The sequence below is a fragment of the Necropsobacter massiliensis genome, assembly GCF_000827595.2.
Lineage (GTDB): Bacteria > Pseudomonadota > Gammaproteobacteria > Enterobacterales > Pasteurellaceae > Necropsobacter > Necropsobacter massiliensis.
This window is the reverse complement of record NZ_LN776178.1, coordinates 393,857-409,265: the sequence shown is the minus strand read 5'-3', so window position 1 is coordinate 409,265 and position 15,409 is coordinate 393,857. Positions and strand designations below refer to the sequence as shown.

Genomic DNA, 15,409 nt, shown 5'->3' with positions numbered 1-15,409 from the left:
TTATTTTTTAAGGATCGTTTTATGTCTAATCCATTATTGAACGCAACGGAACTGCCGCAATTTTCGCTTATCAAACCCGAACACATCCGCCCGGCGGTGGAACAATTGATTAAAGACTGCCGCGCAGAGGTGGAACGTTTGTTAACACAACCGCACTTCAGTTGGGAAAATTTGATTCAACCACTAACGGAAAGCGGCGATCGTTTAAGCAAGGCGTGGTCGCCGATCAGCCATTTAAACGCGGTAAAAAACAGCCCGGCATTGCGTGAGGCGTATCAAGCCTGTCTGCCGTTGTTATCCGAATACAGCACTTGGCTGGGACAACATAAGGGCTTGTATCAGGCTTATCTAGCGCTGAAAAACAGCCCTGAATTTGCCCATTACAGCATGGCACAGCAAAAATCCATCGACAATGCCTTGCGCGATTTCAAACTGTCCGGCATTTCTTTAGCGCCGAAAAAACAAAAACGCTACGGCGAAATCGTCTCGCGCCTGTCGGAACTCAGCGCGCAATTCAGCAATAACGTACTGGATGCCACTATGGGCTGGGAAAAAGTCATTGATGACGAAAGCCTGCTCCAAGGTCTGCCGGAAAGTGCGCTACAGGCGGCGAAACAATCGGCACAAAACAAAGGACTGGACGGTTATCGCTTTACGCTGGAATTTCCAAGCTATTTACCGGTCATGACTTATTGTGAAAACCGACAACTGCGTGAAGAAATGTATCGCGCTTTCGTTACCCGCGCCTCGGAACAAGGTCCGAACGCTGGCAAATGGGACAACTCGGCGATTATGGAAGAAATTCTGAACCTGCGCCTTGAGCTGGCAAAATTACTGGATTTCCGCACTTACAGCGAATTGTCGCTGGCAACTAAAATGGCGGAAAGCCCGCAGCAGGTGCTGGATTTTCTGAATAATCTCGCCGCGCGCTCAAAACCGCAAGGTGAACGCGAACTGGCGGCGTTACAGGCATTTTGCCAAACACAGTGTAATCAGACCGCACTTGAACCTTGGGACATAGCCTTTTATAGCGAAAAACAAAAGCAACATCTGTATGCGATTAACGACGAAGAATTGCGCCCATATTTCCCAGAAGAAAAAGTTCTCACCGGTCTGTTTGAAGTGATTAAGCGCATTTTCAATATCCGCGTGATAGAACGTTTTAATGTGGACAGCTGGCATAAAGACGTGCGTTTCTTTGATTTAATTGATGCCGATGATCAACTGCGCGGCAGTTTTTATCTCGATCTGTACGCCCGAGAAAATAAACGTGGCGGTGCGTGGATGGATGACTGTATCGGGCGCAGACGCAAAGCGGACGGCACGTTCCAAACCCCGGTTGCTTATCTAACCTGTAATTTTAACGCCCCGGTCGGCGATAAACCGGCACTATTCACCCATGACGAAGTCACTACCCTGTTCCATGAATTCGGACACGGTATCCATCACATGCTGACGCAAATTGATGTCGCCGATGTGGCAGGAATTAACGGCGTGCCTTGGGATGCGGTGGAATTGCCAAGTCAATTTTTAGAAAATTGGTGCTGGCAAGAAGAAGCATTAGCGTTTATTTCTGGTCATTACGAAACAGGCGAACCGTTGCCGAAAGAAAAACTAGACCGGCTGCTGGAAGCCAAAAATTTCCAAGCTGCTATGTTTGTACTGCGTCAATTGGAATTCGGACTGTTCGATTTCCGCCTGCATCATTATTTCACGGCAGGAAAAGCCAATCAGATTGCAGAAACCTTGCAGCAGGTCAAAGCGCAAGTGGCGGTGATCAAAAGTGTCGATTGGGCAAGACCGGCACACAGTTTTAGCCACATTTTCGCCGGAGGCTATGCGGCGGGTTATTACAGCTATTTATGGGCAGAAGTGCTGTCCGCCGACGCCTTTTCCCGTTTTGAAGAAGAAGGTATTTTCAACCCGACGACCGGTCAATCCTATCTGGACGAAATCCTGACCCGCGGCGGCTCGGAAGAGCCAATGACGCTGTTTAAACGTTTCAGAGGTCGTGCACCACAGCTGGATGCCTTGCTCAGACATAAAGGCATTAAGGGTTAAAAAACACACAAAAATATGACCGCACTTTTTCACGCTTCGACAGTCGTCGGGGTGATAAAAGTGCGGTCGCTTTTTCAGTAATTTCAGTTTAATTCAGCCAACCCGCCTGCTGTACGATGAAAAGCAAGGTAAATGCGCTTAGATAAACCAGCCCGATAAACGATAACCATAACAAGCCACCTTTCACCTGATGCTTGCCGTTTAATACCAGCGATAAATTTAGCCACGCAAATACCGGCGTTGACACGAAGGAAGCAATCATGGCAAATTTCAGCATCGGTCCTACGGCATTATTAAAGTAGAAAATAATCGCCAGACCGGAAAGTGCGGCGAAAATAATCGCCGAATTCAAAATGCTCGGGCGGCTTTCTTTCTTGCCTAAAATCAGGCGCAGGCTTTCCACATTGGTGCGGGAATAGCCGTCAATCACCGTAATGGTGGTACCGAACATACACATAAAGGCGATAAATGCGATCAAACCGCGCGCCCAGTCGCCGATTGTCGAGGCATACATATTAATTAGTTGAGCGATATATTTTCCGCCTACCATTTCTACCGTATCGCCGGAGCCGTATTGTACCAATGCGCCTAGAGCCAAAAAGACTATCGCCAGAATCGCAGTGCCAATAAAGCCCACATTAAAATCGAAAATGCCGTCTTTATAAGAAACCTTAGTCAGCCGCCGTTTTGCCACCACCCACATGGAATTGATCGCGGAAATTTCAATCGGCGCTGGCATCCAGCCCATTAATGCCACAATAAAGGCCAACGCGCCGAGGTTCCACGGTGACGGCGCAATATAATCCGCCGGAGCAACGCCCTGAACGCCTGTACGCATTAACGCGATCACTACTGCGGCAACCGTTGTCACCGTTAAGGCAATCATAATCAGTTTGGATAACCCGTCCAGAATACGGTATTTGCCGAGCAATAAAATTGCGGTACTTAACGCAATCACAATCAGGCTAAGCGTCGGCACAGGTACGGGCACTGGTAGTACAAACGTTAAAATCGCCGCACACAATAAGCCGACCGCCGCAGTATTAATGATCGTTGCGAAGATATTTAACAAAAAGAAAATCCACAGATACAGTTTGCCTTTTTGGCGGTAACCCTCAAGCAGCGTATTGCCGCTGTCTAAAGTATATTGCACGCCGAAACGGAAAAACGGGTATTTGAATACATTAGCCAGAATAATAATGATCGCCAATTGCCAGCCGTAAATGGCGCCGGCCTGTGTGGAAGCAATAATATGCGAGCCGCCAACTGCGGCGGACGCCATTAAGATGCCGGGACCTAATGCACTGAATCTCGACGCCCAAGTCGATTTTTCCGTTTGTTTTTGTTCTTCATTCATAATAGTTGCTTTCTGTAAGATAAATAAAAGGAAGTCGATTGTAATATATTTGTGGCGGATTATGAACAGCATAACAATTAGAAAATAATGCAAAATACCATTTTTACAGTATATTAAGCTGAAATTAGGATTCATAATCACTGTAAACAGTGATGATTTTAGCATTAAGTATCGAATCACAATAAATATAAAGCGAAACCCTCTGCCTATTGCATGCGCTGAAGCAGTTAATCGTTTTTTTGCAAATTTCTTATCAACGTCATAAAAAACAGGCAATACAAACAAAATAATGGGACAGATAAATAAAAGCAATTGAGAGTAAATGAAATGGCTGGGGTACTAGGATTCGAACCTAGGAATGCCGGAATCAGAATCCGGTGCCTTACCGCTTGGCGATACCCCAACTGAGGTTGCTGAGTTCAAAACCTTTACAAGACACCCGAAACTATGGCTGGGGTACTAGGATTCGAACCTAGGAATGCCGAGATCAAAACCCGGTGCCTTACCACTTGGCGATACCCCAATTGAATATCTTAATCTCGGAATTCTTAAATCAGGTAAGATGGCTGGGGTACTAGGATTCGAACCTAGGGATGCCGAGATCAAAACCCGGTGCCTTACCACTTGGCGATACCCCACCTACTTTAATGACTGCAAGCTAATGAATGGTGCGGGACGAGGGACTTGAACCCACACACCTCGCGGCGCCAGAACCTAAATCTGGTGCGTCTACCAATTTCGCCAGTCCCGCAAATATGGTGGCTATGACGGGATTCGAACCTGTGACCCCAACATTATGAGTGTTGTGCTCTAACCAGCTGAGCTACATAGCCATTATATCTGCATTCACCTCATCGGCTTTGCGGGGCTAATTATGCGGATATCCGCCGCAGTCGTCAACTCTTTTTTTACAGAATTATTTTATTTCTCGGTTATTCGGATAGAGATTATACAAATCGATCTAAAAGTAACCGCACTTTTATTCCGCCAGTAAGCGCTGCAATAAACTGCCGTCCAGCAACGCCCGTTTAATCAGTGCAAACGCGCCGATAACATCCTCATTTTCCAGCGCGGAAACCACCAACGGCGTAGTTTTCACAAAGGACGGCAACGCATGACTTTCCAACGTTTTACGAATGGCGGCGAACAGCACGCTTTTGGCCTGCGTAATTTCCCCTGAGATCACAATTTTTTCAGGATTAAACATATTAACCGTCATCGCCAACACGCGCCCGATTTGCACCCCCACATGTTCAATCAGTTCCGTTGCGACCGCATCCTGTTTATTACTCGCCTTGCAAATGGCATCAATATCATGGCTTTCCAGCGACAGCCATTTACTGGTATAACCGTCTTCCAGCAACTTCTGCATTTTATCCTCAATTGCCGAGTTGCTGACCACGGTTTCCAGACAACCCACATTACCGCAAAAACAGCGCTTGCCGAGCGGATCTACCTGAATATGACCAAGTTCACCGGCATTATTCTTATAGCCTAAGAACACTTCATGATTAATGACAATACCAGCACTGACGCCGCGATGAATGCGCAGCAGCAGAGAATCATAACAGTCTTTAGTCACACCGAAATAATGTTCAGCCAGTGCAAGACTGCGTACCTCATGACCAACAAAGGTCATCAGCCCGAAACACCGTTCGATATTCTGCGCTAGCGCCCAAGGTTCGTCGAGTTCCAGATGAGGAATATGCAAAATCGTATTGGTTTTCACCTCCACAAACCCAGGCACGGTGATACCGATGGCGATAAATTCACGCTGGCGTTTGCGGTTAGCCTGCATAAAAGCCTCCAGTTGTTGACACAAAAAGGCTTCAATATCATAAACATTGGTATATTCGGGCAAATCGACAATGTCTTTTTTCAGCAATTTGGTGGATAGATCCATCATCGCGAATGTAATGTGTTTACACTCCAAACGAACCAAAATCGCACGAAATGCTTTATGTTCTGCCACAATGGAGGTGGCGCGTCTGCCGCCGGTGGATTCCTGCTGTTCAACCTCTTTAATTAAACCGCGACCGAGCAAACTACGAGTGATTTTAGTGACGCTTGCCGGTGCAAGCTGGCTAAGCTCGGAGATTTGAATACGGGAAATCGGTCCCTGTTGATCAATCAATTTATAGACGACCGCACTATTCATCTGTTTTACGAAATCAACGTTGGCTATCTGATGATTTTCCTGCATTTCAATTCTCCCACAGCTAAAAACAATAAACTCGGCTATTTTAGAATGAATTTTACAGAATTCCTAGCATTAAAAAAGACAGCCTAAGCTGCCTTTCATCCATAAGAGTGCGGTCGATTTTAATTCAATTTCCATTCACCGTTGACAGCGGTACCTATCACCTTGAAATCATGAGTGAATACTGTCAGGTTAGCGATTTTTCCCGCTTCAATTGAACCTAAACGGTCATCTACGCCAATCGCTTTCGCCGGATAATAATTACACATGCGTAAAGTTTCGTCTAACGGAATACCGACATATTTCACCGCATTTTCCACCGATTCAATCATAGTAATGGCAGAACCGCCTAAGGTACCATTAACATCATAGCATTTACCGTCCCGTACATAGACGGTTTTACCCACGAACTCAAAAGAATCGATGTGCGCCCCCGCCGCTGCGGTTGCATCGGTGACAATACAGAGTTTATCGCCTTTCAATTGTTTATCCAGACGAATATTGTCAAATGTCACATGCAGACCGTCCACAATGACGCCGCTATAAACATCACTGCTCAGCACTGCGCCGACAGCTCCCATCTCCCGTCCGGAGCTTATCGGCGACATCGCATTATGCAAATGCGTGGCAAAACACGCACCGGCATCAATGGCGCGACGCGCCTGCTCATAGGTTGCATTGGAATGTCCGATAGACACCACAATCCCGCTTGCGACGAAATCTTGAATCCATTGTGCAGTCGGATTTTCCGGCGCCAACGTCAGTTTTGTGATCACATCCGCATTCGCCAATAAAAACGCTTTCATTTCCGGGCTGATCGTGCGTACATATTCTTCGCGGTGTACGCCCTTTTTCTCCACGCTGATATACGGCCCTTCCAAATGCAGCCCTAGAGCCTGATTGCGATATTTACTCAAATAATCGCGCATAATCTGAACCGCACTTTTCATCCCTTCATCGGGCGAAGTGATAAACGTCGGCAGATAGCTGGTTGTGCCGGACTTAAGGTTGGTTGCCTGCATAATTTCCAGCGTTCTGACGCTGACGTCTTCGTTAAACATTACGCCACCGCAACCGTTAAGCTGCAAATCAATAAAGCCGGCAGTCAGATTATTGCCGTGCAAATCGATTTTTTGCATATTTTCAGGCAAGTCCTGTTCGGCGACCACGGCTATGATTTTATCCTTTTCAACCACTACCGCATGTCCGTACAGCACGTCTTTTGCGGTATAAACGACCGCATTGGTAAACGCATATTTCATCTTTCCTCTCCGTTTTGTTAAAACTGCTTACAATACGCTGTGAATTGCCTTAGCCTCTAACTCGCTAAAATATTTCACTGTTTTGACTTTGAGTTCCTGCGTAGCCGGTTCATCACAGACAAAAATCGCATGACGATGTAATTGCAGCGCGCTGATTGTCCAGAAATGGTTTACACTGCCTTCCACTCCCGCTCGCAGCGCCAGCGCCTTGTTATAGCCGGTAACCAGTAACATGACTTCTTCGGCATCAAGCAACGTCGCCACGCCGATAGTCAGCGCATATTTCGGTACTTTATTGACATCATTATCAAAAAAACGTGAATTGGCGATCAGCGTATCTTCAGTTAATGTTTTGATCCGGGTGCGGGAAGCAAGAGAAGACGCTGGTTCATTAAATGCAATATGCCCGTCAACACCGACGCCGCCCATAAACAGATTAATTTTACCATAAGATTTAATCTTATCTTCATAGCGACGGCATTCGGCATCATGATCATCCGTATTACCGTCTAAAATATTAATATTTTTTTCCTGAATATCGACATGGTTGAAGAAATTATTATACATAAAAGAATGATAACTTTCTGGGTGTTCCTTCGGCAACCCCACATACTCATCCATATTAAACGTCACCACATGCTTAAAACTGACTTCGCCCGCCTGATAGAGCTTAATCAGTTCTTTATAGGTCTGTAGCGGCGTACCGCCGGTGGGTAGCCCCAAGACAAAAGGACGTTCTGCTGTCGGCGCAAAGGTGTTAATTCGCTCCACAATATGACGAGCCGCCCATTTACTGACATGTTCCGATGTTTTTAGAGGAATCAAGCGCATAAAAAATCTCCGTGCTAAAATAATGACCAAATAATGAAGAAAAATTTCATAAAAAAGATTATAAAATAATATTACCTCCAAATCCAAGATCAATTTCGCACCCTACGTAAAATTAGTGATAGCAATCACAAAACCGATGCTTTAATTTGCAAAGTGAAATTATCACCCTATAATCGTTTATTAATGAAGTAATTCTTCATTAACTCCACCAAATCACGAGAATCACTGATATTTTCACTGCCAACTTCAACATCAAAGTTAAGGAGCTGTTATGAGCGTATTAAATTATCTACAAAAAATAGGGCGCGCATTAATGGTACCCGTTGCCGCCCTGCCGGCAGCTGCCGTATTAATGGGTATCGGCTATTGGATCGACCCCGACGGCTGGGGTGCCAACAGCCAGTTAGCCGCATTATTGATCAAATCCGGCGCAGCAATTATTGATAATATGGCAATCCTGTTTGCGGTCGGGGTGGCGTTCGGTATGTCCAATGACAAACACGGTTCCGCCGCGCTGTCCGGGTTGGTCGGTTATTTAGTACTGACTACCCTGCTGTCTCCGGGCAGCGTTGCCCAGTTGGAAGGTATCACGGCAGAAGAAGTGCCTGCCGCATTCGGCAAAATCAACAATCAGTTTATCGGCATTTTAGTCGGTGTGATTTCGGCGGAACTGTATAACCGTTTCTATCAGGTCGAACTGCCGAAAGCACTGGCGTTTTTCAGCGGAAAACGGCTAGTGCCGATTATCGTATCGTTGTTCATGATCCTCGTCGCCTTTATTCTGCTGTATGTTTGGCCGGCGATTTTCAACGGGTTAGTCAGTTTCGGCGAATATATCAAAGATCTGGGCGCATTCGGCGCTGGCATTTACGGCTTCCTAAACCGTCTGCTCATTCCGGTCGGCTTACATCACGCATTAAACTCCGTATTCTGGTTTGATGTTGCCGGCATTAACGATATTCCGAATTTCTTAGGCGGCGCGCAATCGCTAGCAGAAGGCAAAGCCATACTGGGCGTTACTGGAATGTATCAGGCGGGCTTCTTCCCAGTCATGATGTTCGGTTTACCAGCTGCCGCACTGGCGATTTATCATAGCGCCAAACCGGCGAAAAAAGTCCAAGTAGCATCCATTATGCTTGCTGCCGCATTAGCCTCTTTCTTTACCGGTATTACCGAACCGTTGGAATTCTCTTTCATGTTTGTCGCACCGCTGCTTTATGTTGTACATGCGTTGCTAACCGGTATTTCGGTGTTTATCGCCGCCACAATGCACTGGATTGCCGGCTTCGGTTTCAGCGCTGGTCTGGTCGATCTGGTGCTTTCTTCACGTAATCCGCTGGCAACCGAATGGTATATGCTTATCGTGCAAGGGCTGGTTTTCGCGGTAATTTACTACGCGCTTTTCCGTGCCATCATTAAAGCTTTTAATTTAAAGACACCGGGGCGCGAAGAAGACGAAAGCCTGCAAACTCAAAATCAGGCGGTCTCTTATGAGCAACAAGCCGCCGCCTTTATTGACGCCCTGGGCGGTGCAGACAACCTATCTAATATCGACGCCTGCATCACCCGTCTGCGCCTCACCTTGGTTGATATGAGCAAAATTGACGAATTACAGCTAAGAGCGCTGGGTTCAAAAGGCAATGTTAAACTGGGCGAACACGGATTACAGATTATTCTCGGACCGGAGGCCGAACTCATCGCCGATGCCATGAAACAACAGCATTAAATTTAAACAACAATCCGCACGTAAAACGTGCGGTTTTTAGGTTACTTTATAAGCCCTAGGAACTCACATGCCCCTCAAGGGGTATGTGAACACTGACAACCGCACTATCACTCTATGGCTTAACTAATTCCATCAAAAGCGCGGACAAACCGTTCATAAGCAGGGTTTACTGTATCAATCAATAAATCGGAATAAGTAGCCATGTTTATCTCCTTAAAATAGGGCTGCTCACATAAAAGTGCGGTCGTTTTTCGCAGTAATTATAGGATGAACAGAACTCCATTCTACAAGCTAGTGTCGGGTATGCCACCTACAACAACTATTTTTACTTCGTTAAATCATAACTCCAATCAAGCAGTTTCAAGATTTCGTCTATTTGCACGCCATGATCTAGCACAATCGTCAGCCAGTGGATTTTATTCATATGGTAGGCAGGCAGAAAATGTGGGGCTTGCTGTAAGATATTTACCATATCTGGTGGACATTTCAAGTTAATGAAATCCGTTTCGCCTTCACCTTGCAAGCCTAGTTTTGCTTTAGCAATTTTTCCGATAAGAGCATACCATTTCCCCTTGGCATTGTTATGGCGCAAGACGGCGTATTCCGGAAATTTTGCCCAAAGGTATTCAGGTTGCGTACTGTATTGGCAGGCAGCATAATCGAAGATTTGTTGCGCTTGAGTCATTTAACACTCCTTATTTAGCAAAATTACAATACAGAATTGTTACACTTCAGCCTTTATCTTACTGAAATCCCAATCCATCGGACGAATGGCCGACCAGGTAGAATGGATCACTTTCCAATCTTCATCTTCTTTTTGATAAATCTCAATGCAGTTATAGTGCATATCAATAAGATTGGTATCTGCATGTAATTGATAAGTTAAAATAGCCAAATCCGGTGCAAATTGCACACGAGGATGGCAAAAATCATAATTTTCCGCAAAGAGATTGCCTTCAATGCCATTTAAAAATTCACAAATCTTTTCATAGCTATCAATCCGTACTGGGCTTGCAATATCAAAATAACTGAAATTTTGTTTTGACCACAATTCGCGATACCCTGATGTATCGCCTTTAAACCATTTATCTAACGCTTGTTTTTCTAACTCAATAATCCGTTTCGCTAATTGAGCTTGTTCAGAGGTGTATTGAAAATCTCCCATAATCCCCTCGTTCTTTGAATAAATTTGATGGTATTATAATGCAATTATCAAAGCAAAAAAGGCGAAAACACCCCATTATCATGGCAAATTTAAGACAAAAACAAACCATACCATTAAATTACCAGCCTCGAAAAAATTATGACTACAATGTAGAAATTTTTAGCGTTGCCAACTTACGACAACGCTGTTCCGATGAAATGATACAACGAACCTACATCTACCAATGTGATATGGTGATTTTGAATACGGGAGGCAACGGCACATTATGGCTCGACTTTGAGCCGTACTTTTGTCAAAAAGGGACGGTAATGTGGGTGAAAAAAGGACAAGCGCATAGTTTTGGCAAGGATAAAAACTGGGAAGGTTGGGTAATGATGATTAATTATCTTCCGGAATTGAATCAATTCAGCCAAGTCCAAGCTAATGTCCAGCTGACAGAAACAGATTTCAATACGATGAAGCAAGGCATTGTGCAACTCAAACAAGATTGTCAAAAACCTTATTCGCCAGTTCAACAACAACTTATTCACCACCAATGTTATGCATTATTGTGGCGATTGGCGAGCTTAGACATCAAGCCAACCTTGCCTTATCCTCCTCGTTTAGTGGCACGGTTTGAAAAATTTTGCCAACTGCTTGACCGCCATTTCTACGAGTGGCATCAAGTGAAGCAATATGCAGAAAAATTGGCATGTAGCGAAAAAAGCTTAAACCGCGCTTGTGTTTTAATTCGCAAACAAACCGCCAAAACACTTATCAATCAACGGATTATTCTCGGAGCCAAACGCCAATTGGTACATGCCGTTATGTCTATTGTCTCCCTCAGCGAACAGCTTGGCTTTAACGAACCGACCCATTTTGTAAAATTTTTCAAACGTGAAACAGGAATGACACCGCAAAGGTTCAAAGAAGAAAAATCTCTTGGAAAATCAACCGCACTTCTCCCCTAACAACTGAAAATGATGGCATACTTTTCGCGTTATTACGTAGCGTTTAGTCATAAAAATCCGCACCTTAATCCGTTTTATTTAACCCAACTTTTGGGGCGGATCAAAGTGCGGTTGTTTTTTAGATAGTTTATTCAGCGGTTTTAGTTGGGATCAGTGCGGCATCCCAGAAATCCACCGGAGAATTAACCACCGGTTTGATAATGCCGCTGCGGATCACAAAATCACCGAACGCTTCGTTTGCCTCCCGTTCAGTCGCCCAGCGTCCGATCAAACCATCAAGTTCATCAATGATTTCAGGCAAGGTAATGTTCTCACGATACAGGCGCGGGATACGTACTCCTTCACGATCACCGCCGATATGCAGGTTATAGCGACCGATGGCTTTTCCGACCAAGCCTATTTCAGATAACATGGCACGACCGCAGCCGTTCGGGCAGCCAGTCACCCGGGTGATAATATAATCATCGGAAAGGTGATGTTTTGCCATCAATTTATCCAGTTCAGTGACAAAATCCGGCAAAATTCGCTCGGCTTCCGCCATTGCCAACGGACAAGTTGGAAAGGACACACAGGACATGGAATATTCGCGCTGTTTGGTCACATCCGAACGAATCAAACCGTATTGTCTGGCAATCGCTTCGATTTGCGCTTTATCCTCTTCCGCCACATTCGCGATAATAATATTCTGATTCGCGGTAATCCGGAAATCGCCTTTATGCACTTTTGCCAGTTCCAACATACCGGTCATTAGCGGTTTGCCCGGCTGATCGGTAATACGTCCGCTTTCGATAAAACAGGTCAGATGCCATTTTTTGTCGATTCCGTGTACCCAGCCGATGCGGTCGCCGCGCTCGGTGAATTTAAACGGACGAGTCGGTTCGAATTTGATGCCCATGCGTTTTTCCACTTCGGCGCGGAAACCTTCCAGCGTCATGTTCTGAATGGTATAACGGGTACGCGCGTTTTTGCGGTCGCTGCGGTTGCCGAAATCACGCTGAGTGGTCACCACCGCTTCTGCCGCCGCCAAGGTTTTATCCAACGGCACATAACCCAGTTCAAGCGACACGTTTGGATAGGTTTTGGTATTACCGTGTTCAAAAGACAGCCCACCGCCCACCAGTACGTTAAACCCGCACAATTGCCCGTTTTCATCCTGTATGGCGATAAAATTCATATCATTGCCGTACACATCCACGTCGTTTAACGGCGGAATCGCCACCGCAGTTTTAAATTTGCGCGGTAAAAAGGTTTTGCCTAAGATCGGCTCCTCTTCCTGTTTAAACAGGTCATCGGAACTTTCAATTTTTTTGCCGTCAATCCACACATCCAAATAACCGCGAGAGCGCGGCAACAAATGTTCGGAGATTTTTTTGGCAAATTCGTATGCCTGCTGGTGCAGTTCCGATTCAATCGGATTTGAAGTACATAACACGTTGCGGTTCATATCTGCCGCCGTGGCGATACTGTCCAGCCCGATACTGTGCAATAAGCGGTGCATCGGCTGCAACTGCCCTTTTGGTACGCCGTGATACTGGAACGTTTGTCGGTTAGTCAGGCGGATAGATTGGTAATAAGTATGCTCGCGGGCAAATTTGTCGATCTCAATCCATTGATACGGCTGAATAATTCCGCCCGGCAAACGGCAGCGCAACAGCATAAATTTCAGCGGTTCCAGCTTTTCTTCCAGCCGTTCCGCCCGAATATCGCGGTCATCTTGTTCGTACATGCCGTGGAAACGGATCAGCTGAAAATTATCGCCTCTAAAGCCGCCGGTCAACGGGTCTTGTAAATCGTCTAAAATCGTCCCACGCAGAAAATTACTCTGCGATTTCAAGCGTTCATTATCGGACAGCGGTTTATCCTGCCAATCCGGTTTTGGGGTTTGGTTGTCTTTGCTCATTGGTTATTCACTCCGATTATAATACTGATAGAGGGCAAAATCGTTGGTTCGCCCGAAACATGGATTTTAATACACATCCCGCTGATAACGCCGCGCTTCACGCAATTCGGTCAAATACTCTTCCGCATCTTCAGAGCTTAATCCGCCCTGTTGTGCGATCACATCCAGCAGCGCGGTTTCCACGTCTTTCGCCATTCTGGCTGCATCTCCGCACACATAAAGGTAGGCGCCGTCTTGCAACCACTGCCAAAGTGCGGTGGCTTTTTCACGAATTTTATCCTGCACATAGATTTTTTCTTCCTGATCTCTTGACCAAGCAAAATCATAGCGGTGCAAGAATCCGTCTTTGGCAAACTGCTGCCATTCGGTCTGATACAAGAAATCCTGAGTAAAATGCTGGTTGCCAAAAATCAGCCAGTTTTTCCCTTCTGCCTGATCGGCGGCGCGCTGCTGAACAAAGGCACGGAACGGTGCAATGCCGGTGCCGGAGCCAATCATAATAATCGGCTTAGCGTTGTCTGCCGGCAGGCGAAAATTGTCATTGCGTTCCACAAACACCCGCACTTGTCCGTCTTCCTCCAGCCGATCGGCAAGATAACTGGACGCGGCACCGGCGCGGGCATTACCGTTATGTTCAAAGCGCACGACTCCGACGCTTAAATGAACTTCTTCGCCCACTTCCGCCGCGGCGGAAGAAATGGAATACAAACGTGGCGCCAATGGACGCAACAGCGACACAAACTGTTCGGCGCTCAATTTTGCCGGAAAATCATGCAGTACATCCACCGGCGGCGTATTTTGCACATATGCGCTTAATCGGTCTGTTTTCGCCACCAACTCACTCAGCGCCTGACTGCCGGCTAATTCGGCATAGGCTTTCATAAACACCGGTGTGTTCTGCGTTAGTTCAAAATGGGATAAAAGTGCGGTGCGAATCGGTAGCGTTTTGCCTGCCGCCTGCACGCTTTCTTCCCCGCTTAACGCCAATGCGCTCAGTATTTCCTCAACCAGCGCGGGATCATTATCGAACCATACGCCGAGCGCATCGCCGGGCTGATAAGTCAGCCCGGAATCGGCAAGATCAAATTCCAGATGACGCACATCTTTTTCCGATTGGCGGGCAGTGATTTTCTGATTGGTCAACAAGGTGGCAACATAGGGATTTTCTTTGTTATAACGGTTCTCCGCGGTCTTTTCTTGCGATGAACTAACCGCACTTGTCAGCGCTGTCGGCGCAGCAGCCGTTTTTTGTTTCACGGCTGCCACAACATGCTCGATCCACTGCGTTGCGGTGGCACTGAAATCCAGATCCGCATCGACGCGCTCCAATAAGCGTTTCGCACCTAATTCCGCCAAGCGCTGATCAAAATCTTTCCCAGCTTGACAGAAATTTGGGTAGGAAGTATCGCCCAGTCCCAGCACCGCGAAGTCCAGGCTATCCAGTTTCGGCGCTTTTTTACCATGCAGGAGCTTATACAACACCACGCCCTCTTCCGGCGGTTCGCCCTCGCCCTGCGTAGAGGTCACTAATAATAACAACTGCTCGTCGGCGATTTTTTTCGCTTTATAATCCTTCGCGGACACCAGCGTCACCGCAATATTTTCCTGCTGCAAGCGTGCTGCCAATTGCGCCGCAATTCCTTTGGCGTTACCGGTTTGCGAAATCGACAGTACAGTCACTGCCAACGGCGCGGCAGCCGCAGCCGGCGCGACGGCGGAAATGCCTTCGACCGCCCCGCTCTCACCTCTTGCTTTTGCCCAGCAATAGCCGGAAAGCCAAGCTAATTGCAGATTATCCAACCCGTCAACGAAGGCGGCGGTTTCGGCATTAAGAGGGAAATTATGTGTTGTGTTTGTCATTGTTTGTCCCACAGTTAAAGTTATGTTACTGCTCGGCAAGCGCATGGCGCTTATCGAAACAAATCTTGCGCACCGCTGGCATCATAATGTGTGAAAA

The 15,409-nt window shown here is 46.4% G+C and carries 11 protein-coding genes and 5 tRNA genes; 3 read left to right on the top strand and 13 right to left on the bottom strand.

Translation table 11 applies throughout. From position 1 onward, the window contains the following. Positions 1 to 21 precede the first annotated feature (21 nt). Positions 22 to 2,061 (top strand): oligopeptidase A, encoded by a 2,040-nt coding sequence (gene prlC, locus BN3349_RS01995; RefSeq protein WP_040975600.1) that lies wholly within the window; start codon positions 22 to 24, stop codon positions 2,059 to 2,061. 88 nt (positions 2,062 to 2,149) lie between these two features. On the opposite strand, the gene BN3349_RS01990 is transcribed toward prlC, so the two are convergent. The 9 genes from BN3349_RS01990 to nagB form a co-directional block, all read right to left on the bottom strand. Beyond that, positions 2,150 to 3,418, bottom strand: a complete 1,269-nt coding sequence (locus tag BN3349_RS01990; RefSeq protein WP_040975639.1) for an NRAMP family divalent metal transporter — start codon at positions 3,416 to 3,418, stop codon at positions 2,150 to 2,152. A gap of 328 nt (positions 3,419 to 3,746) precedes the next feature. Beyond that, positions 3,747 to 3,821: transfer RNA gene (locus tag BN3349_RS01985), tRNA-Gln, on the bottom strand. 45 nt (positions 3,822 to 3,866) lie between these two features. Continuing rightward, positions 3,867 to 3,941 (bottom strand) — tRNA-Gln (locus tag BN3349_RS01980). Positions 3,942 to 3,981: 40 nt separating this feature from the next. Further along, a tRNA-Gln gene (locus BN3349_RS01975) sits at positions 3,982 to 4,056 on the bottom strand. Between the two features lie 28 nt (positions 4,057 to 4,084). After that, positions 4,085 to 4,169 (bottom strand) — tRNA-Leu (locus tag BN3349_RS01970). Positions 4,170 to 4,174: 5 nt separating this feature from the next. Beyond that, positions 4,175 to 4,251, bottom strand: a tRNA-Met gene (locus tag BN3349_RS01965). A gap of 146 nt (positions 4,252 to 4,397) precedes the next feature. Continuing rightward, the gene (locus tag BN3349_RS01960; RefSeq protein ID WP_040975599.1) at positions 4,398 to 5,621 is read right to left on the bottom strand and encodes an ROK family transcriptional regulator; all 1,224 of its coding nucleotides are present in this window, start codon (positions 5,619 to 5,621) and stop codon (positions 4,398 to 4,400) included. Between the two features lie 119 nt (positions 5,622 to 5,740). After that, the gene (gene nagA / locus BN3349_RS01955; RefSeq protein ID WP_040975598.1) at positions 5,741 to 6,880 is read right to left on the bottom strand and encodes an N-acetylglucosamine-6-phosphate deacetylase; all 1,140 of its coding nucleotides are present in this window, start codon (positions 6,878 to 6,880) and stop codon (positions 5,741 to 5,743) included. A gap of 27 nt (positions 6,881 to 6,907) precedes the next feature. After that, the gene (nagB, locus tag BN3349_RS01950; protein WP_040975597.1) at positions 6,908 to 7,711 is read right to left on the bottom strand and encodes a glucosamine-6-phosphate deaminase; all 804 of its coding nucleotides are present in this window, start codon (positions 7,709 to 7,711) and stop codon (positions 6,908 to 6,910) included. 271 nt (positions 7,712 to 7,982) lie between these two features. Here nagB and nagE point away from each other — a divergent pair, with 271 nt between their 5' ends. Then, positions 7,983 to 9,437 carry an N-acetylglucosamine-specific PTS transporter subunit IIBC gene (nagE, locus tag BN3349_RS01945; RefSeq protein WP_040975596.1) on the top strand — a complete coding sequence of 485 codons (1,455 nt, stop codon included), beginning with the start codon at positions 7,983 to 7,985 and terminating at the stop codon, positions 9,435 to 9,437. A 325-nt stretch (positions 9,438 to 9,762) separates the two neighbouring features. Here nagE and BN3349_RS01940 read toward each other — a convergent pair whose 3' ends face one another. Continuing rightward, positions 9,763 to 10,122: an MmcQ/YjbR family DNA-binding protein gene (locus tag BN3349_RS01940; protein ID WP_040975595.1), complete on the bottom strand. Its 360-nt coding sequence runs from the start codon at positions 10,120 to 10,122 to the stop codon at positions 9,763 to 9,765. Positions 10,123 to 10,161: 39 nt separating this feature from the next. Then, positions 10,162 to 10,602 carry a nuclear transport factor 2 family protein gene (locus BN3349_RS01935; protein ID WP_040975594.1) on the bottom strand — a complete coding sequence of 147 codons (441 nt, stop codon included), beginning with the start codon at positions 10,600 to 10,602 and terminating at the stop codon, positions 10,162 to 10,164. A gap of 38 nt (positions 10,603 to 10,640) precedes the next feature. On the opposite strand from BN3349_RS01935, the gene BN3349_RS01930 reads away from it, so the two are divergent. Beyond that, positions 10,641 to 11,552 (top strand): AraC family transcriptional regulator, encoded by a 912-nt coding sequence (locus BN3349_RS01930; protein ID WP_040975593.1) that lies wholly within the window; start codon positions 10,641 to 10,643, stop codon positions 11,550 to 11,552. A gap of 127 nt (positions 11,553 to 11,679) precedes the next feature. Here the strand turns inward: BN3349_RS01930 and cysI are convergent, their stop codons facing one another. Then, a complete protein-coding gene (gene cysI, locus BN3349_RS01925) occupies positions 11,680 to 13,452 on the bottom strand; it encodes an assimilatory sulfite reductase (NADPH) hemoprotein subunit (protein WP_040975592.1) in 1,773 nt (590 codons plus the stop codon). 66 nt (positions 13,453 to 13,518) lie between these two features. Next, positions 13,519 to 15,312 carry an assimilatory sulfite reductase (NADPH) flavoprotein subunit gene (locus BN3349_RS01920; RefSeq protein WP_040975591.1) on the bottom strand — a complete coding sequence of 598 codons (1,794 nt, stop codon included), beginning with the start codon at positions 15,310 to 15,312 and terminating at the stop codon, positions 13,519 to 13,521. Between the last annotated feature and the right edge of the window lie 97 nt (positions 15,313 to 15,409).